The sequence below is a fragment of the Streptomyces sp. NPDC031418 genome (assembly GCF_055581605.1).
The window spans coordinates 39,873-64,308 of sequence record NZ_JBVIJC010000018.1 but is presented as its reverse complement, the minus strand read 5'-3'; the positions used below and the strand labels follow the sequence as shown (position 1 = coordinate 64,308).

Here is a 24,436-nt window from a genome sequence, read left to right as displayed (position 1 = left end):
CTACGACGCGGTACTTGAACCCTTCAGGGAACAGTCCTGGCAGCGGCCGAAGATCGCGAAGTGCTTCATGTCGGTGTCGAAACCGAACTGCGCGCGCAGCTTGGCGGTGAACTCGGCGGCGACGGCGACATCGGCCTCGATGACGTTCTCGCAGTCCCGGCACACCAGGTGCAGGTGGTGGTGGCGGTCGGCCAGGTGGTAGGTGGGCGCACCGTGGCCGAGGTGGGCATGGCTGACCAGGCCCAGCTCCTCCAGCAGCTCCAGCGTGCGGTAGACGGTGGAAATGTTGACCCCCGACGCCGTCTCCCTCACTTCCGCGAGGATGTCGTCGGGGGTCGCGTGCTCAAGGGTGTCCACGGCTTCGAGGACAAGCTGGCGCTGCGGCGTCAGCCGGTAGCCGCGCTGCCTGAGGTCGCTCTTCCAGTCGGTGCTCACCACACCGGCAAGTCTAGGACTAACGGAAGAAAGCGATGCCGTCGTCGGGCATGTCGTCGGGCAGGGCCTTCGCCCAGCGCTCGACGTCCTCCGGCGTGACGACCTTCTTCAGGTGCGCCGACATGTACGGGCGCAGCTCGACCTCGGGGGTCTGCTTCTCGCCGACCCACATGAGGTCGCTCTTGACGTACCCGTACAGCCGCTTGCCGCCGGTGTACGGCTGCGCGGCGGGCGTCCGGGCGACGGCGTCCGTGACCAGGTCGATCTGCGGCTTCTTCGGGGCCATCTCGCCGTACCAGATCTCGATGACACCGTCGTCGCGGGTCATCGTGACCTCGACCTTGCGGTCGGCGTCGATCCGCCAGAAGCCGTGCTCCGACTCCAGCGGGCGGACCTTGTTGCCGTCGTTGTCCAGGACCCAGGTGTGGGACTGGTACTCCAGGAAGTCCCGGCCGTCGTGGCTGAAGGTGACTTCCTGGCCGAAGTTGCACTTCTCGGACCCGGGGAAGTCGTGCACGCCCGCGCCGGCCCAGTTGCCGAGCAGGAAGGCGAGCGGGACGAGGTCCTTGTGCAGGTCGGACGGGATCTCGATCATGAGAGGCGATTCCTAGCGGTGGTTCAGCGCTGGCCCTGGTACAGCTTCTTCACGGTCAGACCGGCGAAGGCGAGCACGCCGACGCAGACCAGGATCAGCAGTGCTTCGAAGAAAGTCTCCACGGGTGCTCCTTGAGCGGGGTGAGCGTAGGTACACAGAGGCCGGATCCCAGCTTACGCGGCCGGGCCCGGCCTCTCCCTGCGAGGTGGGCCGACCAGGGGCCCGGGGGCGCCCTCAGGGCTGAAAGCGCGCTGAGGGCGTCGTGAAGCCGTGGTGAAACCGGCCGGGCGCAGTCTTCTTCCTGTCAGCAAGACCGCAGGAAAGAAACCCACTGAAGGAGCCCACACCATGTCTCTCGCCCTCACCGCCCAGGACAAGGACACCCTCCGCACCGCCGCCCACGGCGCCATCGCACTCCTGGCCGCCGCCGACGCCGCCGGCTCCCCGCACAAGGTCGCCACCCACGGCGTCCTCGCCCTCATGGCCGCCACCGGCGAGGTCGGCCACGTCCTCGCCGAGAAGGGAAAGATCAAGGACCTGAACGGCAAGTCCGCCGCCGAGATCGCCGACCACGTCCTGCCCGCCCTCACCACCACCATGCACGTCCTGAAGAAGCAGGACCCGGCCGAGGCGGACAACTTCCGCAGCACCATCCTCGTCGCCGTCGAGGCGGGCACCAAGGCCCACAAGGGCGAGCCCGGCCCGGCCCTCACCGCGATGACCGCGAAGATCACCGCCGCCCTCGACGCGTAAGGCTCCGCCGTGGGCTACAGCGCACCCTCCTGCTTGACGCCGCCCACAAAGGCGGCCCAGGCGCCAGCGCCGATCAGCAGGGGGGTGCGGGTGGTGTCCTTGCTGTCCCGCACGGCGGTGTGGAGGAGATCGCCGGAGACTTCGAGGCAGGCGCCGCCGTCCTGGTTGCTGTAGCTGCTCTTGCGCCAGTCGGCAACTTCGACGCAGTTGCCGCCGTCCTGGTTGCTGTAGCTGCTCTTGCGCCAGGTGACGGTGCTCAGATCGATGGCTCGCATGGCGCTTCCTCCAGCATCCGTTCGATGAACTCCCGCGATTCGTCCGGAGATAGGGCCAAATCGCGTACCCGATCGTATCGGAGCTGGAGCTGGTCGACGGCAGTACTTTCCTGGATCAGCTCACCCGAGTAACCCGTCTCGACCCAGGCAACGGTCCGCCCGGCGCTGTGCAGGAACATCGTGTCGGTGTCCGTCAGCCCGTGCAGGCCCTTCAGCCATGGCAGCACCTGAATGGTGACGTTGGGGCGCTCCCCCATCGCAAGAAGATGGCTCAATTGCGCCTGCGACTCGCTCGGTTCACGCAACGGCGTGCGCAGCACCGCCTCGGACAGGATCGCCCGGAAATGCGGTCCGCCATCCGCCAGCAGCGGCTCGCGGCGCCCCATGCGAGCCGTGACCTGCTTCTCCAGCTCTGCGCCCCTCAATCCACCCTGTGTCAGCAACTCGGCTGCGTAGGCGGGGGTTTGCAGCAGTCCAGGGACGATGCTCGACGAGTACTGCCACATACTCAGGGCCTCGGCCTCCAGCACCATGTACCGCCGATATCGCTCCCTGAACTGCATGGGATCCGCCACCGCCAACTCCCACAGCGTGAGCAACTTGTCGCCCGTGCCGTAGTACTGGTCCAGCGCCTGCACCACCTCAGGACCGCCCAGCGTGTGGCCGTGTTCCATCTTGCCGAGGAGCGAGGAATCCCACCCCAGCACCTCCGCCAGCGCCCGCAGACTCACCCCCCGCTCGGCCCGCAGTAACCGCAGCTCCTCCGCGAACCGCACCCTCGGTTCCTGACTGCGACCCGTGATCGCCCTCCGCTGCGGCACCGCGCCCTCCCTGCTTGTGGAATTTGTGGAATGTGGGCCGCTCGCCATGGAAGGAGCGCCCGTTCCGCCCGTATCCGCCTCCGCGCCGGGCCATCCTCGTACCGACCCAGGAACACGCAGAGTAGTGCAACTGGCGCATTCCGTATAGATAATGAGGAAAGGCGCAAAACAGCTGGGAACGGATCCGGCCACCCTGCCCCCTCGCGGCTACGCTGCCCGTATGACCAAGAAGCTCGTGATCAAGGTGACGGCCGGGGCGGACGCCCCCGAACGCTGCTCGCAGGCCTTCACCGTCGCCGCGGTGGCCGTGGCCAGTGGGGTCGAGGTGTCGCTGTGGCTGACCGGGGAGTCGTCCTGGTTCGCGCTGCCGGGGCGGGCCGCCGAGTTCGAGCTGCCGCACGCGGCGCCGCTGCCGGATCTGATCGAGGCGATCCTGGCGGCCGGGCAGATCACCCTGTGCACGCAGTGCGCCGCGCGGCGCGAGATCACGGAGAAGGACGTCATCGAGGGCGTACGGATCGCCGGCGCGCAGGTCTTCGTACAGGAGGCGCTCGGGGACGGCGTGCAGGCGCTCGTCTACTGACCGCTCACTGCCGGGGGCGCTTCTTGCCGTCCAGCTCGTCCCACCACTCGTCGGACTGGGGATCGCCGGAGGGGTCGTCCCACCAGCGGTCCTCCGGGCCCCGGCGGTTGGCGATCATCGCGGCCACGGGCGGGATGACCATGGCGAACACGCACATGCCGACGGCCGCCGGGATCGACCAGAGCCGCACGACCGCCCAGGCCAGGACGAAGAGCCCGATGCACGTGCCCATCATGGCGAAGTAGATGTGGCGCCGTCGCGCGTACATAGGTCCAGGGTAGGCCGGGACGGGGCTGTCACAACTGATCGACAATCACGGCGTGCGACGGGCCGACGGAGTTACCGTGGCGTACGCGTCCACAGCGCCGACGACCAACGCCGACCCCGGGGGAAACACCACATGCGCGCCCTGCGAATACTGCTGATCATCGTCGTGATCCTGGGCGGGCTGTTCGTGATCGCGGACCGGATCGCCGTGCACTTCGCGGAGGGCGAGGCCGCCGACAAGCTGAAGTCGACGGAGAACCTGGCCACCACCCCGGACGTCAGCATCGACGGCTTCCCCTTCCTGACCCAGGTCGCGAGCGGTTCGCTGGACGACGTGCACGTGGGGATCAAGAACTACGAGGCCCAGACCGGCACCGCGGGCAAGACGATCCGGATCGACGACCTCCAGGCCGACATGAAGGGCGTCTCCTTCTCCGGCGACTACAGCTCCGCCACCGCCTCCAGCGCGACCGGTACGGCGACCGTCTCCTACGCCGAGCTGCTGAGGACGGCCAAGTCGCAGCCGACCGAGGTCGCCCCGGGGATCGAGGCGAAGGTCGTGGGGCTGTCCGACGGCGGCAACGGGAAGATCAAGGTCGCGGTGCGGGTGACCGGCAGTTTCCTGTCCGTGCCGATCAACCGGACGGTGTCCGTGCTGAGCAGCGTGACCGTGGCGGACAACAAGGTCGAGGTGCACGCCGACTCGCTGCCCAAGCTGGCGGCCGTCTCCCTCGCCGAGAACCGCATCCGCAACATCACCGACTTCCAGCAGGCCATCGACCGGCTGCCCGGCGGCATCAAGCTGGACAAGGTGCAGGCCGCGGAGGACGGCGTACGGATCAGCGTGAAGGGTTCGGACGTCAAGCTGGCGGGGTAGGACCCGGAAGCCGTGATGGACGGCTTCTGTCCGAGGGGCGAGACGGTGTCGTCCGTTCCGTAGCCCGCTGTCACCCGGACGAGTGCAAGATGCGGCGCGGAGGAGCCCGAACGGGCTCAAGCGTCCCGGCATCCGGACGATCGCGTCTCGCGATATGACACACCGGTGACACGCGCGCCCGGACGTCCCTACGATCGGGGCCATGAAGCGACAGGCGGATCTCACCAAGCGGCGGGCAGTGGACCTGTGCCGCGTTGCCGCCATGCTCTGTCGCCCCTTCTGAGCGAAAGTCCCGACTTCCGCATCACCCCCGCCCTGTCGAAGGGCGACCGCCCTGCTCAAGGGCGATCGCGCGCCGCCCGCTCACGGGCGCGCCGCGCCCCCGCACATTCGCACGCCCCGCCGCGACTGCCCCGGAGGAGAAGAGCATGAGCCGCAGCGACGTCCTGGTCGACGCCGACTGGCTCCAGGACCACCTGGACGACCCGACCATCGCCATCGTCGAGGTGGACGAGGACACGTCCGCCTACGAGAAGAACCACATCAAGAACGCGATCCGCATCGACTGGACCAAGGACCTCCAGGACCCGGTCCGCCGTGACTTCATCGACCAGGAGGGCTTCGAGAAGCTCCTGTCGGAGAAGGGCATCGCCAACGACCACACGGTGATCCTCTACGGCGGCAACAACAACTGGTTCGCGTCGTACGCCTACTGGTACTTCAAGCTCTACGGCCACGAGAGCGTCAAGCTCCTCGACGGCGGCCGCAAGAAGTGGGAGCTGGACGCCCGCGAGCTGGTCGCCGGCGACGAGGTTCCCGAGCGCCCGAAGACCGACTACAAGGCCAAGGCCCAGGACACCTCCATCCGCGCCTTCCGCGACGACGTCGTCGCCGCCATCGGCTCGCAGAACCTGGTCGACGTCCGCTCGCCCGACGAGTTCTCCGGCAAGCTGCTCGCCCCGGCCCACCTGCCGCAGGAGCAGTCGCAGCGCCCGGGCCACGTCCCGAGCGCGCGGAACATCCCGTGGTCGAAGAACGCCAACGACGACGGCACCTTCAAGTCGGACGAGGAGCTGAAGGCCCTCTACGCCGAGGAGCAGGTCGACCTCGCCAAGGACACGATCGCCTACTGCCGCATCGGTGAGCGCTCGGCCCTGACCTGGTTCGTGCTGCACGAGCTGCTCGGCGTCGAGAACGTCAAGAACTACGACGGCTCCTGGACCGAGTACGGCTCCCTCGTCGGCGTGCCGATCGAGCTGGGCGCCAACAAGTAACCCAGGCCACGACCTTTACCCCTCAAGGAGTTCGACATGTGCGGTGCGAAGGCCGGTGGCCCGGACGCTTCCACGATCAAGCCCGGTGAGACCACGATCCAGGGCCAGGTGACCCGCGACGGCGAGCCGGTGACGGGCTACGTCCGGCTGCTGGACTCGACCGGCGAGTTCACCGCCGAGGTCCCGACCTCGGCGACCGGTCAGTTCCGCTTCTACGCCGCGGAGGGCACCTGGACCGTCCGTGCGCTCGTCCCCGGCGGCACGGCCGACCGTACGGTCGTCGTGGCGGAGCAGGGCGCGCTGGCCGAGGTCGCCATCGCGGTCTGAGACCGCCGTCGCGGTCCGAGGTCCCGGTCGACGGGTCCCGTGACGGTCGGAGGGCCGCACCCCTGGGTTGGACGCCAGTGGGGGTGCGGCCCTCCGGCATGTCAGCGGCACTGCGGGATGAAGGGATCCCGGTCGACGCTGTGGGCGTTGTTGTCGACGTACCCGGCGAAGGTGTAGGCGGTGCCGCCGACGAACCGCCAGCCCACGCCGTCTGAGTAGTCGACCTCGCTCACCTGGTACCAGGTGTTGCCCCAGGTGCCGATCTGCTCGCCCCTCGTCCAGCAGTTGGCGTAGATCCAGGCGCCGGGGGCGAGGTCGGGCCAGCCGATCTTGCCGTTCGTCGTGTTCGGGCTCCTGTAGATGCCGACCCAGTTGCTGGTGGTGAGCTTCACGGGGTCAGAGGCCGAGGCGCTCCCCGCCGTCGTCACGATCGCACCGATGCTCATCGCGGCGGCCGTCACGGCCATCGCCGCCCGGCGCCCGAACCTGATCCTCATGTGGTGCCCCTCCCTGTACGGCGCCCGTGAGTGGCGCGAACTCAGCCTGGCGCGGCAGGGGTGGCGGGGCCATCCTTTCTCCGCTGACCAAAAGGCTTGCCAACGGGGGGGTTGGGCATGCTGCGCATCGAGTTGTCCGGAGAGGACCTCGCACGGATCCGGTTCGTACCGCAGCCGGCACCGCTGGTCGAACTCAAACTCGCGCTGATGATGCTGCGGCGCCCGGACTCGGAGCAGACGTTCGGCCGCTGGCGGCGCGGGATGCGGCAGCGGCTGCCCGCCTCCACCCGCCCGCTGCGGGACCTGCTCACGCCGTACCGCGGCCCGGCCCTCCTGGACCCGGTCAGCCCGGACCTGCCGAGCGCCCTGGACGCGGTGCGGGCCGTACCCGCCGGCCAGTTGCGCGTCTGCCTCGAAGGGGCGTGGGCGCGGCAGGAGGGGCAGGGGCCGGTGCCCCGCTGGGTGCGCGACCTGGCCCAGGGCGACCCCGGTTGCCGGGAACTGGTCTGCCAGGGGTTCCAGGACGCCTACCGGGCCGTACTCGACGCGTCCTGGCCCCGGGTGGCGGCCCTGCACTCCGCCGAGTACGCCCGGTACGCCCTCAACACCGCCGAGCACGGGGTCGTCGGCGCGCTGACCCGGCTCTGTCCGGGGTCCCGGCCGGCCGACGGCTCCTGGGAGATCGACGCGCCCTACCGGCGGCAGGTGACGTCCGCCGGCCGTGGCCTGGTGCTGCTGCCCACCTTCCACTGGACCGGTGCGCCGCTGGTCGCCGAGCGGGCGCAGGAGCCGCTGCTGGTGGTCTACCCGGCCGGTCCGGGCATCCCGCTGATGCCCTCGGCCGTCGGCGAGGACGTGCTCGCGCCGGTCCTCGGCACCACCCGGGCGCAGACCCTGCGCCTCCTCGGCTATCCCCTGAGCACCAGCGAACTCGCCGGCCACCTCGGCATCAGCCTGGGCGCGGCCTCCACCCACGCGGCCGCGCTGCGCGCCGCGGGCCTGATCGACACGGTCCGCGCCGGCCGCGCGGTCCGGCACGAACGCACCGCCCTCGGCACCCTGCTGACGGGCAGCGCGGACCGGCCCTGAGCACGGCTAGGCCCTGCTCCTCCCCGGGGCCACAGCGGCGATGACCTTGTCCATCTCCTCCTCGGTCACCTCTCCCAGGCGGGAGGCGGCGATGTGCCCGGAGGGGTCGACGACCAGCGTGTACGGGAGGGACTGGGGCACCAGGCCGCGCGGCAGCCGCAGGGCCTGCCTCCCGGAGGGGTCGTGGATCGAGGGGTACGACAGCCCGTGCGCGCGCTGGAAGGCGAGCGCGGCGGCGACCCCGTCGTCCCGGTTCAGCCCGAGGATCTGAACACCGCGGCCCGCCCACCGCTGCTCGATCCTGCGCAGTTCCCCGGCCTCCGCGCGGCACGGCCCGCACCAGGACGCCCACGCGTTGACCAGCACGACCTTCCCCCGGTAGTCGGAGAGGCGCACGGTGTGCCCGTCCAGGGCCGGCCCGGTCAGATCCGGCGCCGCCGGCCGCTTGCCCTCGGCGAAGGTGGAGGTCAGAGGATCCCCGGGGCTGGTGTCCCCGAGAGGCGCGGGCGTCGAACAACCCGCGAGAACCAGACAGGCGGCAACGGCGACGAGCACATGCCGGACACCGGTGGCGACCATGGCTTCCCCCTTTTTCCCTGGCACCCGTGCCGATCATTCTGCTCCCCGAGCGGGCAGCCGTTGCAGCGGGCCCTCTACGGTGAGGCGGAGCACTCGGTACATCCGGAGGGGGAAGCCGTGCCGTCGTCCTTACGCCCGCGCCGCAGCGTCCTGGCGCTGACCGCTCTCGCCCTGCTGGCCGCAGCGGCCTGCGCGACCGCATACCTCGTCCACGACCGGCGTGCCGACGCGGGCCTGACCCCGGGCCCCTTCGCCGGTGCGGCACCCTGCCGGAGCCTCACCGACCGGGCCCCCGGCCGCCTCGCCGACCTGGACCGCCGGGCCGGCGCGGTGCGGGGAGTGGTGGTGTGGGGCGACCGGGACGTCGTCCTGCGCTGCGGAGTGACTCCCCCGCAGCCGCGGCAGGACGCGTGCTTCTCGGTGAACGGGGTGGACTGGGTGATCGACGAGAAGCAGTCCACGGCCTCCCGAAAGGTGATCGTCACCTACGGCCGCACCCCCGCGACCCAGGTGGCCTTCTTCACCACCGGCCGGACCGACACGGCCCTGGTCGACCTGTCGGACCTGGTCACCCCGATCCGCCAGGCCGATCACTGCCTGGACAAGTGACGCGGGCCTCAGCCCAGCGCCCGGCCCAGTACCCACACCACCGGTGCCGCCGCCGACAGGGGCAGGGCCACGCCCGCGGTGAAGTGGACGAAGCGGGAGGGGTAGTCGTAGGACGCGACCCGGTGGCCGATCAGGGCGCAGGCGCCCGCCGCCGCGCCGAGCAGGGCGCCCTTCGTGCCCAGTCCGGTCATGTCGCCGGCCGCGATGCCCGCGCCGGCCGCGGCGAGCAGCGCGACCACCACCGACGCCGGGGTGGGCAGCGGCAGGGCGCGGGCCAGGACCGCGACCGCGACCGAGGCCGCGCCCACCGACACCGCGTGCGCCCCGGCGCCGAGGTAGCCGGTCGCGACCACGGTGAGGGCCGCCGAGACGACGGTCGCCATCAGGCCGTACATCCGCTCGTCCGGGTCCGCGTGCGAGCGCAGCTGGAGGACCAGGCAGAGCAGCACCCAGACGCCGAGGGTGCCGAGGATCGCGGCGGGGGCGTGGCCGCGCCCGGACAGCAGGACGGCCGCGTCGGCGACCAGGCCGCCCAGGAAGGCCAGCGCGATGCCCTGCCGGGCCGGCCACATGCCGTTCAGCCGGAACCAGCCGGCCGCCGTCACCGCCTGGAGGATCACCAGGGGGGCGACGAGCGCGTAGGAGGCGACCGGCGCCGCGGCGGCCAGCAGCAGGCCGAGCACCGCGGTGAGCGCCGCCGGCTGCATACCGGGCTCGATGATCGGCGAACGGCCCTCCAGGCGCGCCCGCTGGTTGTCCTTGATCCGGGTGTTGCCGGCGAGGGTGGCGGGGCCGTAGGTCGGGGCGCCCTCGGCGGCGGCGGCATCGGCCACATCGGCCACCGGTTCCGGTTGCGCCGGGGGTTCCGGCTGCGGCTGCGGTTCCCAGGCCGGCTGGGCCTGCTGCGGGGCGTAGGGGTCCGTGTAGTGCTGCTGCTGGTAGCCGTAGTCGTAGTCGTACTGCTGGTGCTGCGGCTGGTACGCCGGCTCCGCCGCCTGTGCCGGCATCTGGAGCGGGGCGTGCGTCCGGGTGTCCCAGGTCTCGCCCTGCCACTGCTGGGTGAGCTGGGGGTCGTAGCCGGGCTGCTGCTGGTCGTACCCGGAGCCGGGGGCCGCGTGGGATCCCGGCCACTGCTGCTGGTACGGGTCGTAGCCCTCGTACGGGCCGCCCTGATACGGCTGGTCGCTCATCGCCTCACCCTCCTGCGAACGGCGGGAGCACCTCGACCGTGCCGCCCTCGGCCAGCCGTACCGACTCGTGCGAGCGGGTCCCGACGGGGTCGCCGTCGACGAGGAAGGAGCATCGCTGGAGCACGCGCGTGAGTTCGCCGGGGTGGTGGGCGCGTACGGCGGCGAGCGCTTCGGCGAGCGTCTCCGCCTCGTACGGCTCCTCGGCGACCCGGGCCGCGGCCTTGGCGGCGGCCCAGTAGCGCACCGTGACCTTGGGCATCTGGTTCCTCAATCGACGGCAAGAAAGAAATAAGAGTGCTGTCAGGCTAGCCCGCCTTCGCCACGGCCCAGACCCCGATCCGGGTCAGCAGGGTGTCGTCCGCTGCGTGCTCGGCGTGGCCCATGCCCGGCTCGATCCAGAGTTCTCCCTGCTCCCCGGCCGCCTCGGCGAGCATGCGGGGGTGGTCGAGGGGGAAGTAGCCGTCGCGGTCGCCGTGCACGATCAGCAGCGGGGTCGGGGGGATCCGGCGGGTCGCCTCGGTCGGGGACAGCGGCACCGGGTCCCAGTCGCGGTGGTGGATGCGGGTGCGCAGCCCGTAGCGGCCGACCAGCCGGCCCTCGGGGCGGGTGACCAGCCAGTGCAACCGGCGCATGGGGGCGGTGCCCCGGTAGTACCAGCGGGCGGGCGCGCTGACCGAGACCACCGCGTCGACCGCACCCGGGTGCAGAGCCGCGTGGCGCAGGACCACCGAGCCGCCCATGGAGAAGCCGACGCTCACCACCCGCTGATGGCCGAGCGCGCGGGCCCGGTCGACGGCGGCGGCGAGGTCCAGCACCTCCCGGTCGCCGACCGTGGAGCGGCCGCCGGAGCGGCCGTGGCCGCGGAAGGAGAAGGTCACGACCGCGCCGTACCGGGCGAGGACGCCGGCCACCCGTCGCACATGCGGGCGGTCCACGTCCCCGGTGAAGCCGTGGGCGACGACGAACGCCAGGCCATCGGGGGATGGAGCGGAGGTGTCCGGCGGGGTTTCGTATACGACCGGGCCCGGGTTGTATACGGAATCGATCGCAATGCCATCGGCCGTGGTCAGATACGTCCGGATAGGGACCCGTCCGCCCGTCTCGCCATTCGGACGAACGGTGGAACGCGCCACATGACCTGCCGGACGGTTGCTCATGTGGGCTATTCTGCTGGGCAGAGGACTCGGGCAGCGAAGCCCCCGGGTCCTTTTGTGCTTTCGGAAGCGTTGTATACGAAGTGGGAAACCCCTGGTGAAGGCTGGGGGGAACCGCCGGTGTACGGGGCCTTCGGGATCGCAGAGCAGTGCCCGTCCGCACACGTCCTCGCAGGGACCGAGGAGGAACCAGACGTATGAGTTCTCTGCTGCTCCTGACCAACGCCCTCCAGCCGTCGACGGAGGTCCTGCCCGCACTGGGACTTCTGCTGCACAACGTCCGGGTGGCCCCGGCCGAGGGCCCCGCCCTCGTCGACACCCCCGGTGCCGACGTCATCCTCGTCGACGGCCGGCGCGACCTGCCGCAGGTCCGGAGCCTGTGCCAGCTGCTGCGTTCCACCGGCCCCGGCTGCCCCCTGGTCCTGGTCGTCACCGAGGGCGGCCTCGCCGCCGTCACCGCCGACTGGGGCATCGACGACGTCCTGCTGGACACGGCGGGTCCGGCCGAGGTCGAGGCCCGGCTGCGGCTCGCCATGGGCCGCCAGCAGATCGTCAACGACGACTCCCCGATGGAGATCCGCAACGGTGACCTCTCGGTGGACGAGGCGACGTACAGCGCCAAGCTGAAGGGCCGGGTCCTCGACCTCACCTTCAAGGAGTTCGAGCTGCTGAAATACCTCGCGCAGCACCCGGGCCGGGTCTTCACCCGCGCCCAGCTGCTCCAGGAGGTGTGGGGCTATGACTACTTCGGCGGCACCCGGACGGTGGATGTGCACGTACGACGGCTGCGCGCCAAGCTCGGCCCGGAGCACGAGTCGCTGATCGGCACGGTCCGGAACGTGGGTTACCGATTCGTTACCCCGGAGAAGGTGGAGCGGGCCGCCGAGGAGGCGAAGGCCAAGGCCGGACGGGCAAAGGCCGACGATGCGGACGCATCCGCCGTCCGCAGCGGCGCCGAGGTCCACGCGGAGGCCTAGGACGGGGTGGCAGGGTGCCGGTGCGGACGTTGCTTCCGCACATCCGGCGTGAGATACACCCTGCCCGAACTGGGTCAATCCGCGTAGACTCCGCGCGTGGCCAAGGTGACTCGGGATGATGTGGCACGGCTGGCTGGAACCTCCACCGCCGTCGTCAGTTATGTCATCAACAACGGACCCCGGCCGGTCGCCCCGGCCACGCGCGAGCGTGTCCTCGCCGCGATCAAGGAACTGGGGTACCGGCCCGACCGGGTCGCCCAGGCGATGGCCTCGCGCCGCACGGACCTCATAGGCCTGATCATCCCGGACGCCCGTCAGCCGTTCTTCGGCGAGATGGCGCACGCGGTCGAGCAGGCCGCCTCCGAGCGCGGAAAAATGGTCCTCGTCGGCAACACCGACTACATCGGTGAACGCGAGGTCCACTACCTCCGCGCCTTCCTCGGCATGCGCGTCTCGGGCCTCATCCTCGTCTCGCACGCCCTGAACGACCTGGCCGCCGCCGAGATCGACGCCTGGGACGCCCGGGTGGTGCTGCTGCACGAGCGGCCGGAGGCCATCGACGACGTCGCCGTGGTCACGGACGACCTGGGCGGCGCCCAGCTCGCCGTGCGCCATCTGCTGGAGCACGGCCACGAGTACGTCGCCTGTCTGGGCGGCACCGCCGAGACCCCGGCCGTCGGCGACCCGGTCTCCGACCACGTCGAGGGCTGGAAGCGGGCCATGGCCGAGGCGGGCCTGTCCACCGAGGGCCGGCTGTTCGAGGCGCCGTACAACCGCTACGACGCCTACCGCGTGGGCCTGGAGGTGCTCGCCGGGCCGCGCCGGCCGCCGGCGATCTTCTGCTCCACCGACGACCAGGCGATCGGTCTGCTGCGGGCCGCGCGCGAGCTGCGCATCGACGTGCCGGGCGAGCTGGCGGTGGCCGGCTTCGACGACATCAAGGAGGCCGCGCTCGCCGACCCGCCGCTGACCACGGTCGCCTCGGACCGCTCGGCGATGGCCCGCGCGGCCGTCGACCTCGTCCTGGACGACGGACTGCGGGTGCCCGGGTCGCGGCGGGAGCGGCTGAAGACGTTCCCGTCCCGGCTGGTGGTCCGGACGAGCTGCGGCTGCGAGTCGTAGCCGAACGCGTCCCGGCAGGGCCCCCAGGGGTCCGTCTTTATATCGGACAAACAAGGTTCTGCCGGGCTTCTCAGGGAGCACTCAGGAAGCTCTCATGGTCGCAGGGGAGGCTTCTGTCATGACCGAGAGCCAGGGCACCTTCGAGCAGTCCCACTCCCCCTTCTCCTCTCACTCCGCTCCGGTGAACCCCGAGTGGCCGCCTCCGCCGCCGCACCGGCCGGAGGACGGGCCCACCGCGCCCGGCCCGCACCGCGGGAAGCGGACCCGGGGACCGTTCGCCCTGCTCGCGGCGGTCGCGATCGTCGCGGCCGCGGTGGGCGGCGGCACGGCGTACGCCTTCCAGGAGCTGACCGGCACGGACACGGTCGCCTCCGCCGGTACCAGCACCACCGTGGTGCCCACCGGCAAGCGGGGGGACGTGGCCGCCATCGCCGCCGCCGTCAGCCCGAGCGTGGTGGAGATCAACGCCACCCTGGACAACGGCACCTCCACCGGCTCCGGCGTGGTCATCACCTCGGGCGGCGAGATCGTCACCAACAACCACGTCATCGCCGGCGCGCAGTCGATCAGGGTGCGCACCAGCGACGGCCGGAGCTACACCGCCGACGTCGTCGGCACCGACAGCTCCAAGGACCTCGCACTGATCAAGCTCCGGGGCGCCTCCGGGCTGAAGGCCGCGAGCCTCGGCGACTCCCGCGGGGTCCGAGTCGGGGACACGGTCGTCGCGATCGGCTCCCCCGAAGGCCTGACCGGCACCGTCACCAGCGGCATCGTCTCCGCCCTCGACCGGGACGTCACCGTCTCCACCGACGAGAGCCAGGGCCAGAGCCAGGGGCAGGGCGGCGACGGCCAGTGGCCGTTCGAGTTCGGCGGCCGCCAGTTCAACGGCGACACCGGCTCCTCCACCACCACCTACAAGGCCATCCAGACCGACGCCTCGCTCAACCCCGGCAACTCCGGTGGCGCACTGATCGACGCGAGCGGTCATGTGATCGGCATCAACTCCGCGATGTACTCGTCGAGTTCCCAGGCCTCCTCGTCCTCGGACGCGGGCAGCGTCGGGCTCGGCTTCGCGATCCCCGTCAACACGGTCACGTCCGACCTGGCCAAGCTGCGGTCGGGCGCACAGAGCTAACGACTCCACGAGTCGGCTGGGAGCACGTCATGATCAAGCACATTTCGCACACCGGCGCGCCGGCCACCGGCCCCGACGCCCTCACCCTGGCCCTGGCGATCGCACACGAGCTGCACCCGCCGGCCATCCCCGCACCGCGCACCCCCGAGGCCGTACCGACGGCGCAGCGCGCCCCCGAGGTCGTACCGGCGGCCGTGCCGCAGCTGATGGGCCTGCGCACCCCGGCGGTGCGCACCCACCGCCGCAAGGTTCCGCTGAACCGGCTGAGCGTGGTGCGGACCTGAGCCTGGCCCGGGCCGTCACGTCCGCGCCCATGGCACGCTGAGAGGCATCCGTCCGCCCACCACCCTTGAGGAACCGCGAGCGATGAGCCCCGCCGAAGGCGACCGTGACCCCCAGCGCATCCTGATCGTCGACGACGAGCCGGCCGTACGCGAGGCGCTCCAGCGCAGCCTCGCCTTCGAGGGGTACGGCACCGAGGTCGCCGTCGACGGCGCGGACGCCCTGGAGAAGGCCCAGGCCTACCGGCCCGACCTGGTCGTCCTCGACATCCAGATGCCCCGCATGGACGGCCTGACCGCCGCCCGGCGCATCCGGGGCGCGGGCGACACCACCCCGATCCTCATGCTCACCGCCCGCGACACCGTGGGCGACCGGGTGACCGGCCTGGACGCGGGCGCGGACGACTACCTCGTCAAACCCTTCGAGCTGGACGAACTCTTCGCCCGCATCCGCGCGCTGCTGCGCCGCAGCTCCTACGCGGCCGCCGTGTCCGCCGAGGCGCAGGAGGACGAGGCGCTGACCTTCGGCGACCTGCGCATGGACCTCGCCACCCGGGAGGTCACCCGGGGCGGCCGCCCGGTGGAACTGACCCGCACCGAGTTCACCCTGCTGGAGATGTTCATGGCACATCCGCGCCAGGTGCTCACCCGCGAGCAGATCCTGAAGGCCGTGTGGGGCTTCGACTTCGAGCCGTCCTCCAACTCCCTCGACGTCTACGTCATGTACCTGCGCCGCAAGACCGAGGCGGGCGGCGAGCCGCGCCTGGTGCACACCGTGCGGGGCGTGGGCTATGTCCTGCGCCAGGGCGGGGCCGAGTGAGGAGGCTGCTGCGCCGCTACCGGGCGCTGCCGATCCGGGCCCGGCTGGCGATGCTGGTCGCGGCGGCGGTGGCGTTCGCGGTGGCGGCGGTGTCGATGACGGCGTGGTTCATCGTCCAGGGGAAGCTGTACGACCAGCTGGACGCCGACCTCCAGAAGTCGCTGCGCGGCAGCACGCAGCTGGACCAGCTCCAGTTCACCTTGCAGAACTGCACCGACTCCCCGACCTCGACCGGGTTCTTCAAGGACCGGTACTCCCAGGTGGTCACCGAGGACGGCAGGGTCTGCCTCTTCGGGGGCGCGTCGGGCCGGATCAGGGTCACCCCGGCCGACCGCGCCGAGATCAAGGCGCTGGACCTCGGCAAGATCTACTTCCGCAACGGCACCGACGCGCAGGGCAACGTGCTGCGTGTGCTCACCCGCGCCATCGGGCCCACCGCGACCGAGAGCGGCGGGCGCGGCCCCAATGTGGGCGTGCTCATCGCCGTCCCGCTCGCGAACACCGAGAAGACGCTCAAGGACCTCGCCCTCGTCCTGCTCCTCGTCTCCGGCATAGGAGTCGTCGGCGCCGGCGCCGCCGGTCTCGCCGTGGCCCGTGCCGGGCTGCGGCCCGTCGACAAGCTCACCGAGGCCGTCGAGCACGTGGCCCGGACCGAGGACCTGACCATCCGCATCCCGGTGGAGGACGACAGCGAGGACGAGGTGGCCCGGCTGTCCCGGTCCTTCAACTCGATGACCGCCTCCCTGGCCAGCTCCCGGGACCTCCAGCAGCAGCTGATCGCCGACGCCGGCCATGAACTCCGTACGCCGCTCACGTCGTTGCGGACCAACATCGAGCTGCTCACCCGCAGCGAGGAGACCGGCCGGCCGATCCCGCCGGCCGACCGCAAGGCCCTGCTCGCCTCGGTGAAGGCGCAGATGACCGAGCTGTCCTCGCTGATCGGCGACCTCCAGGAACTGTCCCGCGCGGAGAGCCAGCGGGGGGAGCGGGTGCAGGTGGTGTCGTTGCAGGACACCGTCGAGGCCGCGCTGCGCCGGGCGCGGCTGCGCGGCCCGGAGCTGACGATCACCTCGGACCTGGAGCCCTGGTACGTCCGGGCGGAGCCCACCGCGCTGGAGCGGGCGGTCGTCAACATCCTGGACAACGCGGTGAAGTTCAGCCCCGAGGGCGGCACGGTCGAGGTGCGGCTCGCCGACGGTGTACTGACCGTGCGCGACCACGGCCCCGGCATCCCCGAGGACGAACTCCCGCACGTCTTCGACCGCTTCTGGCGCTCCCCCAGCGCCCGCGCCCTGCCCGGCTCCGGCCTCGGCCTGTCCATCGTGGCCCGTACGGTCCGGCAGGCGGGCGGCGAGGTCACGCTGGCCCGCGCGGCGGACGGCGCGGGCACGGTGGCGACGGTACGGCTGCCCGGGGCCCCGGTGCCGCCGCCGGAGACGGTGTGAGGGCGGCGGTCAGTTCGCCTTCGGCAACTCGCGCAGGTACCGGATCTGGGCGCGGCTGACGTCGTTGGAGCGGCGCATGTGCCGGATGATCACTTCCAGTTCCTCGGCGGTGTTGTCGTCGAAGACGGTCTGCCAGCGCTGCCTGAGGTCGCCCCAGAGGGCGCCGAGGCGGGCGAGGCGGTCCGGGACCGGGGCGACCAGGACCCGGCGCCGGTCCTGCGGGTCGGGCGTGCGGACGACATAGCCGCTGCGTTCCAGCCGGTCCACCAGGCGGGTGGCCGAGCCGGTGGTGAGACCGGTCAGGTCGGCGATCCGGCGGACGGTGAGCGGTTCCGGTTCGGCCGTCAGCAGGCTCAGGCACTGCACGTCGGTGGGGTGCAGGCCGAGGTGGTCGGCGACGGCCTGGTTGAACAGGACGTAGGCCGCGAGATAGCGGCGGGATTCCGTGCCGAGTTCCTCGAGCAGCCGGTCCCGCTGCCCGTCGTCGGTCGGCTTGTCCGGCTTGTCGGTCATGGGCCACCTCCCGCGGCCGGTCGCCCGGCCGATCCATTCACTGCGCCGGTCAATTCACTGCGCCGCGCAGCAATCTCCGTTAGTCTGCTGCGCGACGCAGTAAATGCGCCACGCAGCTAACTGCTGCCGATCCTACCCCGACCCCTTCGGAGGCACACCCATGTCCAGCACCGCCCCCGTCGCCGTGACCGGCGCCACCGGAGTCCAGGGCGGCGCCACCGCCCGCGCCCTGCTGGCCGACGGCCGGCCCGTCCGCGCGCTGACCCGCACCCCCGGCTCCCCCGCCGCCGCGGCCCTGCGGAGCCTGGGCGCCGAGGTCCGGTACGCCGACTTCGACGACCGCGGCTCCCTCGACACGGCCCTCGCCGACGCCGGCGCGCTCTTCGCGGTCACCACCCCCTTCGGCGCCGACACCGACACCGAGGTGCGGCAGGGCCGTACGCTCGTCGACGCCGCCGCGTCCGCCCGCCTCGGCCATGTCGTCCTCACCTCCGCCGCGCACGCCGACCGCGGCACCGGCGTCCCGCACTACGACAGCAAGCAGCTGATCGAGCAGCACCTGGCCGCCTCCGGACTGCCCTGGACGGTGATCGCCCCGGCCGCGTTCATGGACAACTACGCCGGCGGCTGGACCCTCGAAGGGCTGCGCGAGAACACCTTCGGCTGGCCCCTGCCCACCGACCGCCCGTTCGCCCTCGTCGCCGCCGCCGACATCGGCGCGTTCGCCGCACTGGTCCTGCACCGCCGCGCGGAGTTCACCGGCCGCCGGATCGACCTCGCCTCCGACATGTGCACACCCGCGCAGATCGCCGCCGCCCTCACCACCGCCACCGGCCGCCCGATCACCCACCACGAGGTGCCCCTGGAGTACGTCCGGAGCCACTCCGCCGACCTGGCGGCCATGTTCGCCTACTTCGCCGACCCCGGCCTCGACGTGGACACCGCGGCGCTGCGCCGCACCTATCCCGAGGTCGGCTGGCACACCTTCACCGAGTGGGCCGCGGGCGCGAACTGGCCGGAACTGCTCGGCGGCTAGCGGCAACCTTCCCCTGTCCGGTGGCGACCCGGGGGCACCACACCCCCGACCGACCGGAGTGGCCATGCCGTCCCAGCCCACCCGCACCAGCAACAGCACCGGAAGCAGCAAGGCGCTCGCGCCTCTCGCCGCCGTCCTCGGCAGCGCCCTCGCCTGGGGCCTGCTCGGCGCCCTTCCCCAGCAGGCCTCCGCCGCGGCGGCAGCCACCACGCTCACCGTCGCCCAGGACGGCTCCGGCCAGTACCGGACCGTGCAGGCCGCCGTGGACGCCGTACCCGCGAACAACCCCTCCCGGGTGGTGATCAAGGTCGCTCCGGGCACCTACCGGGAGACGGTGAAGGTCCCCGCGAACAAGCCGCACCTCACGATCCAGGGCACCGGCGGCAGCCGTAAGGACACCGTGATCGTCTACAACAACGCGGCCGGCACGCGGAAGCCGGACGGGTCCGGGACCTACGGCACCGGCGGCAGCGCCACCGTCGCCGTGGAGGCCGACGACTTCCAGGCCCGCAACCTCACCGTCGCCAACGACTTCGACGAACGCGCCCACCAGGACATCGCCCAGCAGGCGGTGGCCCTGCGCACCGCCGCCGACCGGGTCCTCCTGGACGGGATCGTCGTCAGCGGCGACCAGGACACCCTGCTGCTGGACACCGCGGCCAAGGAGCGGCTCGGCCGCGTCTACATGACCAACTCCTCCGTCGTCGGCAACGTCGACTTCGTCTTCGGCCGGGCCACCGCGGTGATCGACAGGTCGGTGATCACCCTGAAGAAGCGGTGGGACGGCTCCTCGGCCGGCTTCGTCACCGCGCCGTCCACCGCCGCGGACCGCAAGGGCTTCCTCATCGCCGACTCCGCGGTGACCGGCGACGTCTCCGACCGCAGCTTCTCCCTGGGCCGCCCCTGGCACGCCGGCGGCGACGCCTCCCTCATCCCGCAGACCACGGTCCGCGACACCTCGCTGAGCGCCGCGATCAAGACCACCCCGTGGACCGACATGAGCGGCTTCTCCTGGAAGAACGCCCGCTTCGCCGAGTACCGGAACACCGGCGCGGGCTCCGGCCCGGCGAGCCCCGACCGCCCCCAGCTGACGGACGCCCAGGCGGCCGGCCAGGAGATCGCGGACTGGCTGGGCGGCTGGACGCCGTCGGCTTCCTGAGGCACCCGCTTCCTGAGGCGTCCGCCGCGGCGGCGCGCAGCGGCCGGGGGCCCGCTCGACTCCCCGGCCGCTTCGCGGTGTTCGGTCACGCCCCGGGCCCGGCCGACTACCCTCGTACCCATGAGCAGCGACGACACCGTACGTGCCTTCCCCTCCCGCTCCATCGAGACCTACACCGCGCTCACCCCGGACCAGGCCGAGGCCGTGCTCGGGCTGATCGCCGAGGCCGCGCGGGTCGACGGCCAGCAGCCGGTGTCCGAGCAGGGCCGGCTGCAACTGCGCGGGGGTGCCCGCGAGGGCGTCGCGCACCTGCTGCTGAGCGTCGACGGCGAACTCGTCGGCTACGCCCAGCTGGAGGACACCGACCCGGTGGAGGCACCGGCCGCCGAGCTGGTCGTCCACCCGGGACAGCGCGGCCACGGGCACGGCCGGGCGCTCGGCACCGCGCTGCTCGCCGCGTCCGGCAAGCGGCTGCGGGTGTGGGCGCACGGCGGGCACGCCGCCGCCCGGCATCTCGCACAGGTGCTCGGCCTCACCCTGTTCCGCGAACTGCGCCAGATGCGGCTCCGGTTGGCGGACCTGGAGCTGCCCGACCCGGTGCTGCCCGCGGGCGTGACCGTGCGCGCCTTCGTGCCCGGCAAGGACGACGCGGCCTGGCTCGCGGTCAACGCGGCCGCCTTCGCCCACCACCCCGAACAGGGCTCGCTCACCCAGCGGGACCTCGACGACCGCAAGGCCGAGCCGTGGTTCGACCCGGCCGGGTTCTTCCTCGCCGAGCGGGACGGGGAGCTGATCGGCTTCCACTGGACCAAGGTGCACGCGGCGGAGCAGCTCGGCGAGGTGTACGTCGTCGGTGTGCGCCCCGGTGAGCAGGGCGGCGGCCTCGGCAAGGCGCTCACCACGATCGGCCTGCGCCACCTGGCCGACCGGGGCCTGCCGACCGCGATGCTCTACGTCGACGCCGACAACAAGGCGGCCGTGTCGGTGTACGAACGGCTGGGCTTCACGACGTACGAGACCGACCTGATGTACCGCACCGAGACCTGAGCGCCCCGGCCCGGCGCCGCAGCGGCTCCCTGAGCGCCACCGCGCCCACCGCCAGCGCGCCCGCCAGCAGCCACGCCCAGCGCTGGTGCGCCCCGGCCCACCCCGGGTCGGCCGGGGTGGTGAACAGGCCCCAGCTGTGGGGCAGCAGGAAGGGCGCGAGCAGGGCGGTGGTGAGCAGGGCCGCCACCACCCGGCGGCCGGGTTCCGGCTCGTCGGTCAGGCGGCCGGCGACCGTGGCCGCGGCCAGCCCGAGGGCGCAGGCGGCGGCCGCCTCCAGGGTGACGCCCCCGTACGGCGGCCGGACCGGGCCGGGGACCAGCAGCAGCGCGGCCGTCCAGCACAGCGCCAGGAAGGGCACCGCCAGCGCGGCCCGCAGCACGGCACGGACACCCCGGCCGACCGGGACCGCGGCCGTGGTGTGCCGGGCGGGGTCGTCCAGCAGGAAGCCGACGCCCAGGGCGAGCGCGAGGGCGGCACAGCGCAGCATGAGCAGCGCGGCGAGGGGACCGGGCCTGCCGGCGTCCAACCGGGCGACCGCGAGGGGCACCAGCCCGGTCACCGCGGCGGTCCCGAGCGCCCGCCAGGGCAACATCCGCCACACCGCCGCCCCCAACGCCCCCAGGCCGTCCCGCAGCTTCGTCACGTGCCGCATCGGTCCGCCCCCACCGTCACCTTCGCACCCAGCAGCCGCGCCGCCTCGGACGTGGAGACGCCGGGGGCGGTCAGCTCGTCCCAGTGGGCCTTCATCCGCGCCGCCACGCTGTACAGCGGCCGGTGGAACAGCGCCCGCACCACCTTGGTCTGGGCGCCCGTCATGCGCAGCGGCTCGGTCCGGGAGAGCACGACCGCGTCGCCGGAGAGGCTGTCGTCCAGCCGTACGTGCCGCAGTTCGGTCTCCGGGTCGGACTGCCAGGCCAGGGACAGCCACATCACGGTGACCATCCGCCCGTCGCACAGCCGGCTCGCCGCCCGCTCGTCGCCCGCGACCAGCACCCCGGCCACGGCCGTGGAGAACTCCGGGACCCGGTTGCCGCCCCAGGCGGTGCCCACGGTCACCTGGTGGCGGCGGGTCGCGGGGGCGAGCGCCGAGTCCACGTCGAGGCCGTAGCGCGCCTCCAGCCGCTGTCGTACCAGCAGCGGCCGGCCGTGCGCGTCGCCGCCCGCGAGAGCCTGCACCCGGTCCACGATCCGCGCCCAGTCCGCGACGCGGGGCGTCCACTCGGGGAAGGCGCAGTAGGAGGACGGTCCCCGTCGTACACAGGTCTGGTCGGCCTCCGGGGTGAGCGAGGCCCGCGCCCGGGCGGCGGTCGTCGCGTCGGGCAGCGGCCCGGCCTGCACCACCCCGCCGAGCACGGTCGCGGCCAGCGCGAGGGCGAACGCCCCCCGTACGGCCCACGCCCGGCCGCCGGCGACCAGCACCGCGGCCAGCGTCAGCGTCAGCGCGAACCCGGCGAGATACAGGGCGTGCCAGCCGGCCGGACGGGCCAGCAGGGCGGAGGGGAAGGGATGCACGCCGGACGTGGAGACCACCGGCAGCAGCCAGGCGGCCCCCCGTTCCCCGCCGAAGGGGAAGGCGGCGCCGACGAACAGCAGGAAGAACACCACGACCAGCATCGGTGCGACGGCGGTGAACGGCAGCAGCCGGGCCAGCAGCACCCCGGCCGCCCCGAACAGCAGCACCACCAGCGGCGCGACCAGCAGCTCGGCCACCGAACCCCGGCCCACCGCACCCGGCTTGAGCGCCTCCCAGCCGAACTGGACGGCCACGCCCACCGCGGTGACCAGCGCCACCGGTACGACGGACAGCGCGTGCGCGGCCGTGCGGTGGCCGGGCGGCAGCACCAGCACGGCGAAGTGGCGTTCGGTGTCCCGGCGCCGGGAGCGCAGCACGGCGTGGTTGGCGCACACCAGCACCACGAGGCCGACGAACAGCCCGCCGCCCTGGGTGGCGCGGTCGGCGTCCTGGAGGACCGGGTAGTCGTCCCCGGGCCGGGTGGTGTGCCAGCCGATCCAGGCCGCGCAGGCGGCGAGGACGACGAGGACGGGGACGCGCAGCAGCAGCCTGCGGCCCTCGAAGCGGGCGAGGGCGGCGACGGCCGCCCACGAGCCGCGGTTCCCGGTGCGTACGGCGGTGGCCGGGGCGGCGTTGCGGGTGAGGGCGGTGGTCATGCCGTCACCTCCGCGCGGTCGCCGTCGAGGGTGAGCAGATAGCCGTCCTCCAGGGTGGGTTCGAGCAGGTCGGCGCCCTCGGGCGGACGGCCGACGTTGCGGAAGGCGCCCGTACCGGTGCGCCAGCCGGCCTTCGCGCCGGGGTCGCGCTCGGTGCTGCTCCACACCCGTCCGGCGGCCCGTGCGGTCAGCTCGGCGGGGGTGCCGTCGAAGCGGATGCGTCCGCCGGCCATGACCAGCACGCGGTGGCAGAGCATCGCCACGTCCTCGGTCTGGTGGGTGGACAGCAGCACGGTCCGGCCCTCACCGGCGGATGCGATCAACTCCCTGAACCGCATGCGCTGTTCGGGGTCGAGGCCGACGGTCGGCTCGTCCAGCACCAGGAACCCCGGGTCGCCGACGAGCGCGGCGGCCAGCGCGACCCGCTGCCGCATGCCGCCGGACAGCTTCTTGATGCGCTTGCCGCGTACGTCGCCGAGGTCGACCTCCGCCAGGACGCGCCGCACCTCCTGGTGCCGGGCGGCACGGTCGGTCATCTCCTTCAGGATCGCGACGTAGTCCACGAACTCGAACGGAGTGAAGTCCGGGTGGAAGCCGGGCGTCTGCGGCAGATAGCCGAGCACGCGCCGCACGTCCTGCCGGCCGCGGGCGGTGGCCGGGTCGTGGCCGAGCACCGTGAAGGCGCCCCGGTCGGCCGGTACGGCGGTGGCGAGCACCCGCAACAGGGTGGTCTTCCCGGCCCCGTTGGGACCGAGCAGCCCGGTGACGCCCGGCCGCAGCCGCAGCGCGACGTCGTCGAGGGCGCGGACGGCGCCGTAGCGCAGCTCCAGCCCGGAGGCGGAGACGGTGATCAGATCGGAGTCGGTCATACGGAACCCCCGTGGGTACAGGCGGAACGGTCGAAACGGTCATGAGCGGGGCACGGCGGCCCGGCGAGAGCGCACGGCACCCGGACGGGCCCGGCGACCCCGGCGAGAGCGCACGGCGCCTGCACGGGCCCAGCGGACCTGGCGAGGGCGCACGACACCCGCACGGGCCCGGCGTTCCCGGCGAGGGCGCACGACACCCGCACGGGCCCGGCGTTCCCGGCGAGGGCGCACCGCACCCCCACCGGAACCCGCCCGGCCGCCACCCCCGTCACTCGGAACCCCCGTGTGCGAGGACCGAGCGGTCGAAACGGTCGGCAGCGAGGTACGGCGGGCTTGGCGGACCCGGCAAGGGCACACGGCACCCGGACGGGCCCGGCGACCCCGGCAAGGGCACACGGCACCCGCACGGGCCCGGCGACCCCGGCAAGGGCGCACCGCACCCGCACCGGAACCCGCCCGGCCGCCACCCCCGTCACTCGGAACCCCCGTGTGCGAGGACCGAGCGGTCGAAACGGTCGGCAGCGAGGTACGGCGGGCT

At 72.4% G+C, this 24,436-nt stretch carries 30 protein-coding genes and 1 pseudogene; 17 read left to right on the top strand and 14 right to left on the bottom strand.

Translation table 11 applies throughout. The features are described from left to right. Both ACZ5CZ_RS25935 and ACZ5CZ_RS25930 read right to left on the bottom strand, forming a co-directional pair. Complete coding sequence (locus tag ACZ5CZ_RS25935; protein WP_468946394.1) at positions 1–438, bottom strand: Fur family transcriptional regulator; 438 nt, start codon at positions 436–438, stop codon at positions 1–3. 16 nt (positions 439–454) lie between these two features. After that, positions 455–1,030, bottom strand: a complete 576-nt coding sequence (locus ACZ5CZ_RS25930) for a heme-binding beta-barrel domain-containing protein (protein WP_385845544.1) — start codon at positions 1,028–1,030, stop codon at positions 455–457. 348 nt (positions 1,031–1,378) lie between these two features. Here ACZ5CZ_RS25930 and ACZ5CZ_RS25925 point away from each other — a divergent pair, with 348 nt between their 5' ends. After that, positions 1,379–1,783 (top strand): hypothetical protein, encoded by a 405-nt coding sequence (locus ACZ5CZ_RS25925; protein ID WP_468946391.1) that lies wholly within the window; start codon positions 1,379–1,381, stop codon positions 1,781–1,783. Between the two features lie 14 nt (positions 1,784–1,797). Here the strand turns inward: ACZ5CZ_RS25925 and ACZ5CZ_RS25920 are convergent, their stop codons facing one another. Beyond that, the gene (locus ACZ5CZ_RS25920) at positions 1,798–2,058 is read right to left on the bottom strand and encodes a DUF397 domain-containing protein (protein ID WP_385845542.1); all 261 of its coding nucleotides are present in this window, start codon (positions 2,056–2,058) and stop codon (positions 1,798–1,800) included. Next, a complete protein-coding gene (locus tag ACZ5CZ_RS25915; RefSeq protein ID WP_468946387.1) occupies positions 2,040–2,879 on the bottom strand; it encodes a helix-turn-helix domain-containing protein in 840 nt (279 codons plus the stop codon). The genes ACZ5CZ_RS25920 and ACZ5CZ_RS25915 overlap by 19 nt, the downstream gene beginning before the upstream one ends. Positions 2,880–3,099: 220 nt before the next feature. Here ACZ5CZ_RS25915 and ACZ5CZ_RS25910 point away from each other — a divergent pair, with 220 nt between their 5' ends. Then, positions 3,100–3,462, top strand: a complete 363-nt coding sequence (locus ACZ5CZ_RS25910) for a DsrE family protein (RefSeq protein WP_385845540.1) — start codon at positions 3,100–3,102, stop codon at positions 3,460–3,462. A 4-nt stretch (positions 3,463–3,466) separates the two neighbouring features. Here ACZ5CZ_RS25910 and ACZ5CZ_RS25905 read toward each other — a convergent pair whose 3' ends face one another. Further along, the gene (locus tag ACZ5CZ_RS25905) at positions 3,467–3,730 is read right to left on the bottom strand and encodes a DUF3099 domain-containing protein (RefSeq protein ID WP_385845539.1); all 264 of its coding nucleotides are present in this window, start codon (positions 3,728–3,730) and stop codon (positions 3,467–3,469) included. Positions 3,731–3,862: 132 nt separating this feature from the next. Between ACZ5CZ_RS25905 and ACZ5CZ_RS25900 the strand changes: the two genes are divergently transcribed. The 4 genes from ACZ5CZ_RS25900 to ACZ5CZ_RS25885 all read left to right on the top strand — a co-directional run bounded on the left by ACZ5CZ_RS25900 (position 3,863) and on the right by ACZ5CZ_RS25885 (position 6,207). Beyond that, positions 3,863–4,606 carry an LmeA family phospholipid-binding protein gene (locus tag ACZ5CZ_RS25900; protein WP_385845538.1) on the top strand — a complete coding sequence of 248 codons (744 nt, stop codon included), beginning with the start codon at positions 3,863–3,865 and terminating at the stop codon, positions 4,604–4,606. Between the two features lie 202 nt (positions 4,607–4,808). Continuing rightward, positions 4,809–4,889, top strand: a complete 81-nt coding sequence (locus ACZ5CZ_RS25895) for an Ms5788A family Cys-rich leader peptide (RefSeq protein ID WP_350751515.1) — start codon at positions 4,809–4,811, stop codon at positions 4,887–4,889. 145 nt (positions 4,890–5,034) lie between these two features. Then, a complete protein-coding gene (locus ACZ5CZ_RS25890) occupies positions 5,035–5,880 on the top strand; it encodes a sulfurtransferase (protein WP_385845537.1) in 846 nt (281 codons plus the stop codon). A gap of 36 nt (positions 5,881–5,916) precedes the next feature. Continuing rightward, positions 5,917–6,207: a DUF1416 domain-containing protein gene (locus ACZ5CZ_RS25885; RefSeq protein ID WP_385845536.1), complete on the top strand. Its 291-nt coding sequence runs from the start codon at positions 5,917–5,919 to the stop codon at positions 6,205–6,207. Positions 6,208–6,308: 101 nt separating this feature from the next. Here the strand turns inward: ACZ5CZ_RS25885 and ACZ5CZ_RS25880 are convergent, their stop codons facing one another. After that, positions 6,309–6,704 (bottom strand): hypothetical protein, encoded by a 396-nt coding sequence (locus tag ACZ5CZ_RS25880; protein WP_385845535.1) that lies wholly within the window; start codon positions 6,702–6,704, stop codon positions 6,309–6,311. A 117-nt stretch (positions 6,705–6,821) separates the two neighbouring features. Between ACZ5CZ_RS25880 and ACZ5CZ_RS25875 the strand changes: the two genes are divergently transcribed. Next, entirely contained in the window at positions 6,822–7,793 is a 972-nt protein-coding gene (locus ACZ5CZ_RS25875; RefSeq protein ID WP_468946380.1) for an ArsR family transcriptional regulator, read from the top strand. A 6-nt stretch (positions 7,794–7,799) separates the two neighbouring features. Here ACZ5CZ_RS25875 and ACZ5CZ_RS25870 read toward each other — a convergent pair whose 3' ends face one another. Next, on the bottom strand, positions 7,800–8,372 hold the full coding sequence (locus ACZ5CZ_RS25870) for a TlpA family protein disulfide reductase (protein WP_468946377.1): 573 nt from the start codon (positions 8,370–8,372) through the stop codon (positions 7,800–7,802). A gap of 117 nt (positions 8,373–8,489) precedes the next feature. On the opposite strand from ACZ5CZ_RS25870, the gene ACZ5CZ_RS25865 reads away from it, so the two are divergent. Continuing rightward, positions 8,490–8,981: a DUF3515 family protein gene (locus tag ACZ5CZ_RS25865; protein ID WP_468946375.1), complete on the top strand. Its 492-nt coding sequence runs from the start codon at positions 8,490–8,492 to the stop codon at positions 8,979–8,981. A gap of 8 nt (positions 8,982–8,989) precedes the next feature. On the opposite strand, the gene ACZ5CZ_RS25860 is transcribed toward ACZ5CZ_RS25865, so the two are convergent. From ACZ5CZ_RS25860 to ACZ5CZ_RS25850, 3 genes are read right to left on the bottom strand one after another with little or no spacing between them, the layout of a single operon-like run. Then, positions 8,990–10,171, bottom strand: a complete 1,182-nt coding sequence (locus ACZ5CZ_RS25860) for a hypothetical protein (protein ID WP_468946372.1) — start codon at positions 10,169–10,171, stop codon at positions 8,990–8,992. Positions 10,172–10,175: 4 nt separating this feature from the next. After that, a complete protein-coding gene (locus ACZ5CZ_RS25855) occupies positions 10,176–10,430 on the bottom strand; it encodes a MoaD/ThiS family protein (protein ID WP_385845530.1) in 255 nt (84 codons plus the stop codon). Positions 10,431–10,476: 46 nt separating this feature from the next. Beyond that, positions 10,477–11,328, bottom strand: coding sequence for an alpha/beta hydrolase (locus ACZ5CZ_RS25850; protein WP_468946368.1), 852 nt, complete (start codon positions 11,326–11,328; stop codon positions 10,477–10,479). A 194-nt stretch (positions 11,329–11,522) separates the two neighbouring features. Here ACZ5CZ_RS25850 and ACZ5CZ_RS25845 point away from each other — a divergent pair, with 194 nt between their 5' ends. The 6 genes from ACZ5CZ_RS25845 to ACZ5CZ_RS25820 all read left to right on the top strand — a co-directional run bounded on the left by ACZ5CZ_RS25845 (position 11,523) and on the right by ACZ5CZ_RS25820 (position 17,105). After that, on the top strand, positions 11,523–12,302 hold the full coding sequence (locus ACZ5CZ_RS25845) for a response regulator transcription factor (protein WP_385845528.1): 780 nt from the start codon (positions 11,523–11,525) through the stop codon (positions 12,300–12,302). A 96-nt stretch (positions 12,303–12,398) separates the two neighbouring features. Continuing rightward, the gene (locus ACZ5CZ_RS25840) at positions 12,399–13,424 is read left to right on the top strand and encodes a LacI family DNA-binding transcriptional regulator (protein ID WP_385845527.1); all 1,026 of its coding nucleotides are present in this window, start codon (positions 12,399–12,401) and stop codon (positions 13,422–13,424) included. Between the two features lie 118 nt (positions 13,425–13,542). Further along, the gene (locus ACZ5CZ_RS25835) at positions 13,543–14,559 is read left to right on the top strand and encodes a S1C family serine protease (RefSeq protein ID WP_385845526.1); all 1,017 of its coding nucleotides are present in this window, start codon (positions 13,543–13,545) and stop codon (positions 14,557–14,559) included. Between the two features lie 29 nt (positions 14,560–14,588). Further along, on the top strand, positions 14,589–14,843 hold the full coding sequence (locus ACZ5CZ_RS25830) for a hypothetical protein (protein WP_385845525.1): 255 nt from the start codon (positions 14,589–14,591) through the stop codon (positions 14,841–14,843). A gap of 82 nt (positions 14,844–14,925) precedes the next feature. After that, positions 14,926–15,660: a response regulator transcription factor gene (locus ACZ5CZ_RS25825; RefSeq protein ID WP_385845524.1), complete on the top strand. Its 735-nt coding sequence runs from the start codon at positions 14,926–14,928 to the stop codon at positions 15,658–15,660. Further along, positions 15,657–17,105 (top strand): HAMP domain-containing sensor histidine kinase, encoded by a 1,449-nt coding sequence (locus ACZ5CZ_RS25820; protein WP_385845523.1) that lies wholly within the window; start codon positions 15,657–15,659, stop codon positions 17,103–17,105. The genes ACZ5CZ_RS25825 and ACZ5CZ_RS25820 overlap by 4 nt, the downstream gene beginning before the upstream one ends. 9 nt (positions 17,106–17,114) lie before the next feature. Here the strand turns inward: ACZ5CZ_RS25820 and ACZ5CZ_RS25815 are convergent, their stop codons facing one another. After that, entirely contained in the window at positions 17,115–17,618 is a 504-nt protein-coding gene (locus ACZ5CZ_RS25815) for a MarR family winged helix-turn-helix transcriptional regulator (protein ID WP_468946360.1), read from the bottom strand. A 160-nt stretch (positions 17,619–17,778) separates the two neighbouring features. Here ACZ5CZ_RS25815 and ACZ5CZ_RS25810 point away from each other — a divergent pair, with 160 nt between their 5' ends. From ACZ5CZ_RS25810 to mshD, 3 genes and pseudogenes are all read left to right on the top strand, one after another. Then, entirely contained in the window at positions 17,779–18,654 is an 876-nt protein-coding gene (locus ACZ5CZ_RS25810; protein WP_468946357.1) for an NmrA/HSCARG family protein, read from the top strand. Between the two features lie 190 nt (positions 18,655–18,844). After that, positions 18,845–19,813: pseudogene (locus tag ACZ5CZ_RS25805) on the top strand (pectinesterase family protein); the annotation flags it as partial. Between the two features lie 120 nt (positions 19,814–19,933). After that, positions 19,934–20,860, top strand: a complete 927-nt coding sequence (mshD, locus tag ACZ5CZ_RS25800) for a mycothiol synthase (RefSeq protein WP_468946354.1) — start codon at positions 19,934–19,936, stop codon at positions 20,858–20,860. Here the strand turns inward: mshD and ACZ5CZ_RS25795 are convergent. Genes ACZ5CZ_RS25795 through ACZ5CZ_RS25785 form a run of 3 tightly spaced genes read right to left on the bottom strand, consistent with a single transcriptional unit; the run spans position 20,817 to position 23,898 of the window. After that, entirely contained in the window at positions 20,817–21,512 is a 696-nt protein-coding gene (locus tag ACZ5CZ_RS25795) for an ABC transporter (protein ID WP_468946351.1), read from the bottom strand. The two genes, mshD and ACZ5CZ_RS25795, sit on opposite strands and share 44 nt — an antisense overlap. After that, positions 21,500–23,029, bottom strand: a complete 1,530-nt coding sequence (locus ACZ5CZ_RS25790) for an ABC transporter permease (RefSeq protein ID WP_468946348.1) — start codon at positions 23,027–23,029, stop codon at positions 21,500–21,502. The genes ACZ5CZ_RS25795 and ACZ5CZ_RS25790 overlap by 13 nt, the downstream gene beginning before the upstream one ends. Beyond that, positions 23,026–23,898, bottom strand: a complete 873-nt coding sequence (locus ACZ5CZ_RS25785; RefSeq protein WP_385845516.1) for an ABC transporter ATP-binding protein — start codon at positions 23,896–23,898, stop codon at positions 23,026–23,028. Before ACZ5CZ_RS25785 ends, ACZ5CZ_RS25790 begins: the two co-directional genes overlap by 4 nt. Between the last annotated feature and the right edge of the window lie 538 nt (positions 23,899–24,436).

Coding starts and splice junctions, on each gene's coding strand:
- ACZ5CZ_RS25910 (WP_385845540.1), top strand. CDS start 3,100: ATGACCAAGAAGCTCGTGATCAAGGTGACGGCCGGGGCGGACGCCCCC.
- ACZ5CZ_RS25895 (WP_350751515.1), top strand. CDS start 4,809: ATGAAGCGACAGGCGGATCTCACCAAGCGGCGGGCAGTGGACCTGTGC.
- ACZ5CZ_RS25795 (WP_468946351.1), bottom strand. CDS start 21,512: ATGCGGCACGTGACGAAGCTGCGGGACGGCCTGGGGGCGTTGGGGGCG.
- ACZ5CZ_RS25875 (WP_468946380.1), top strand. CDS start 6,822: ATGCTGCGCATCGAGTTGTCCGGAGAGGACCTCGCACGGATCCGGTTC.
- ACZ5CZ_RS25900 (WP_385845538.1), top strand. CDS start 3,863: ATGCGCGCCCTGCGAATACTGCTGATCATCGTCGTGATCCTGGGCGGG.
- mshD (WP_468946354.1), top strand. CDS start 19,934: ATGAGCAGCGACGACACCGTACGTGCCTTCCCCTCCCGCTCCATCGAG.
- ACZ5CZ_RS25790 (WP_468946348.1), bottom strand. CDS start 23,029: ATGACCACCGCCCTCACCCGCAACGCCGCCCCGGCCACCGCCGTACGC.
- ACZ5CZ_RS25890 (WP_385845537.1), top strand. CDS start 5,035: ATGAGCCGCAGCGACGTCCTGGTCGACGCCGACTGGCTCCAGGACCAC.
- ACZ5CZ_RS25825 (WP_385845524.1), top strand. CDS start 14,926: ATGAGCCCCGCCGAAGGCGACCGTGACCCCCAGCGCATCCTGATCGTC.
- ACZ5CZ_RS25870 (WP_468946377.1), bottom strand. CDS start 8,372: ATGGTCGCCACCGGTGTCCGGCATGTGCTCGTCGCCGTTGCCGCCTGT.
- ACZ5CZ_RS25860 (WP_468946372.1), bottom strand. CDS start 10,171: ATGAGCGACCAGCCGTATCAGGGCGGCCCGTACGAGGGCTACGACCCG.
- ACZ5CZ_RS25920 (WP_385845542.1), bottom strand. CDS start 2,058: ATGCGAGCCATCGATCTGAGCACCGTCACCTGGCGCAAGAGCAGCTAC.
- ACZ5CZ_RS25830 (WP_385845525.1), top strand. CDS start 14,589: ATGATCAAGCACATTTCGCACACCGGCGCGCCGGCCACCGGCCCCGAC.
- ACZ5CZ_RS25885 (WP_385845536.1), top strand. CDS start 5,917: ATGTGCGGTGCGAAGGCCGGTGGCCCGGACGCTTCCACGATCAAGCCC.
- ACZ5CZ_RS25905 (WP_385845539.1), bottom strand. CDS start 3,730: ATGTACGCGCGACGGCGCCACATCTACTTCGCCATGATGGGCACGTGC.
- ACZ5CZ_RS25835 (WP_385845526.1), top strand. CDS start 13,543: ATGACCGAGAGCCAGGGCACCTTCGAGCAGTCCCACTCCCCCTTCTCC.
- ACZ5CZ_RS25930 (WP_385845544.1), bottom strand. CDS start 1,030: ATGATCGAGATCCCGTCCGACCTGCACAAGGACCTCGTCCCGCTCGCC.
- ACZ5CZ_RS25850 (WP_468946368.1), bottom strand. CDS start 11,328: ATGAGCAACCGTCCGGCAGGTCATGTGGCGCGTTCCACCGTTCGTCCG.
- ACZ5CZ_RS25880 (WP_385845535.1), bottom strand. CDS start 6,704: ATGAGGATCAGGTTCGGGCGCCGGGCGGCGATGGCCGTGACGGCCGCC.
- ACZ5CZ_RS25810 (WP_468946357.1), top strand. CDS start 17,779: ATGTCCAGCACCGCCCCCGTCGCCGTGACCGGCGCCACCGGAGTCCAG.
- ACZ5CZ_RS25855 (WP_385845530.1), bottom strand. CDS start 10,430: ATGCCCAAGGTCACGGTGCGCTACTGGGCCGCCGCCAAGGCCGCGGCC.
- ACZ5CZ_RS25815 (WP_468946360.1), bottom strand. CDS start 17,618: ATGACCGACAAGCCGGACAAGCCGACCGACGACGGGCAGCGGGACCGG.
- ACZ5CZ_RS25845 (WP_385845528.1), top strand. CDS start 11,523: ATGAGTTCTCTGCTGCTCCTGACCAACGCCCTCCAGCCGTCGACGGAG.
- ACZ5CZ_RS25785 (WP_385845516.1), bottom strand. CDS start 23,898: ATGACCGACTCCGATCTGATCACCGTCTCCGCCTCCGGGCTGGAGCTG.
- ACZ5CZ_RS25925 (WP_468946391.1), top strand. CDS start 1,379: ATGTCTCTCGCCCTCACCGCCCAGGACAAGGACACCCTCCGCACCGCC.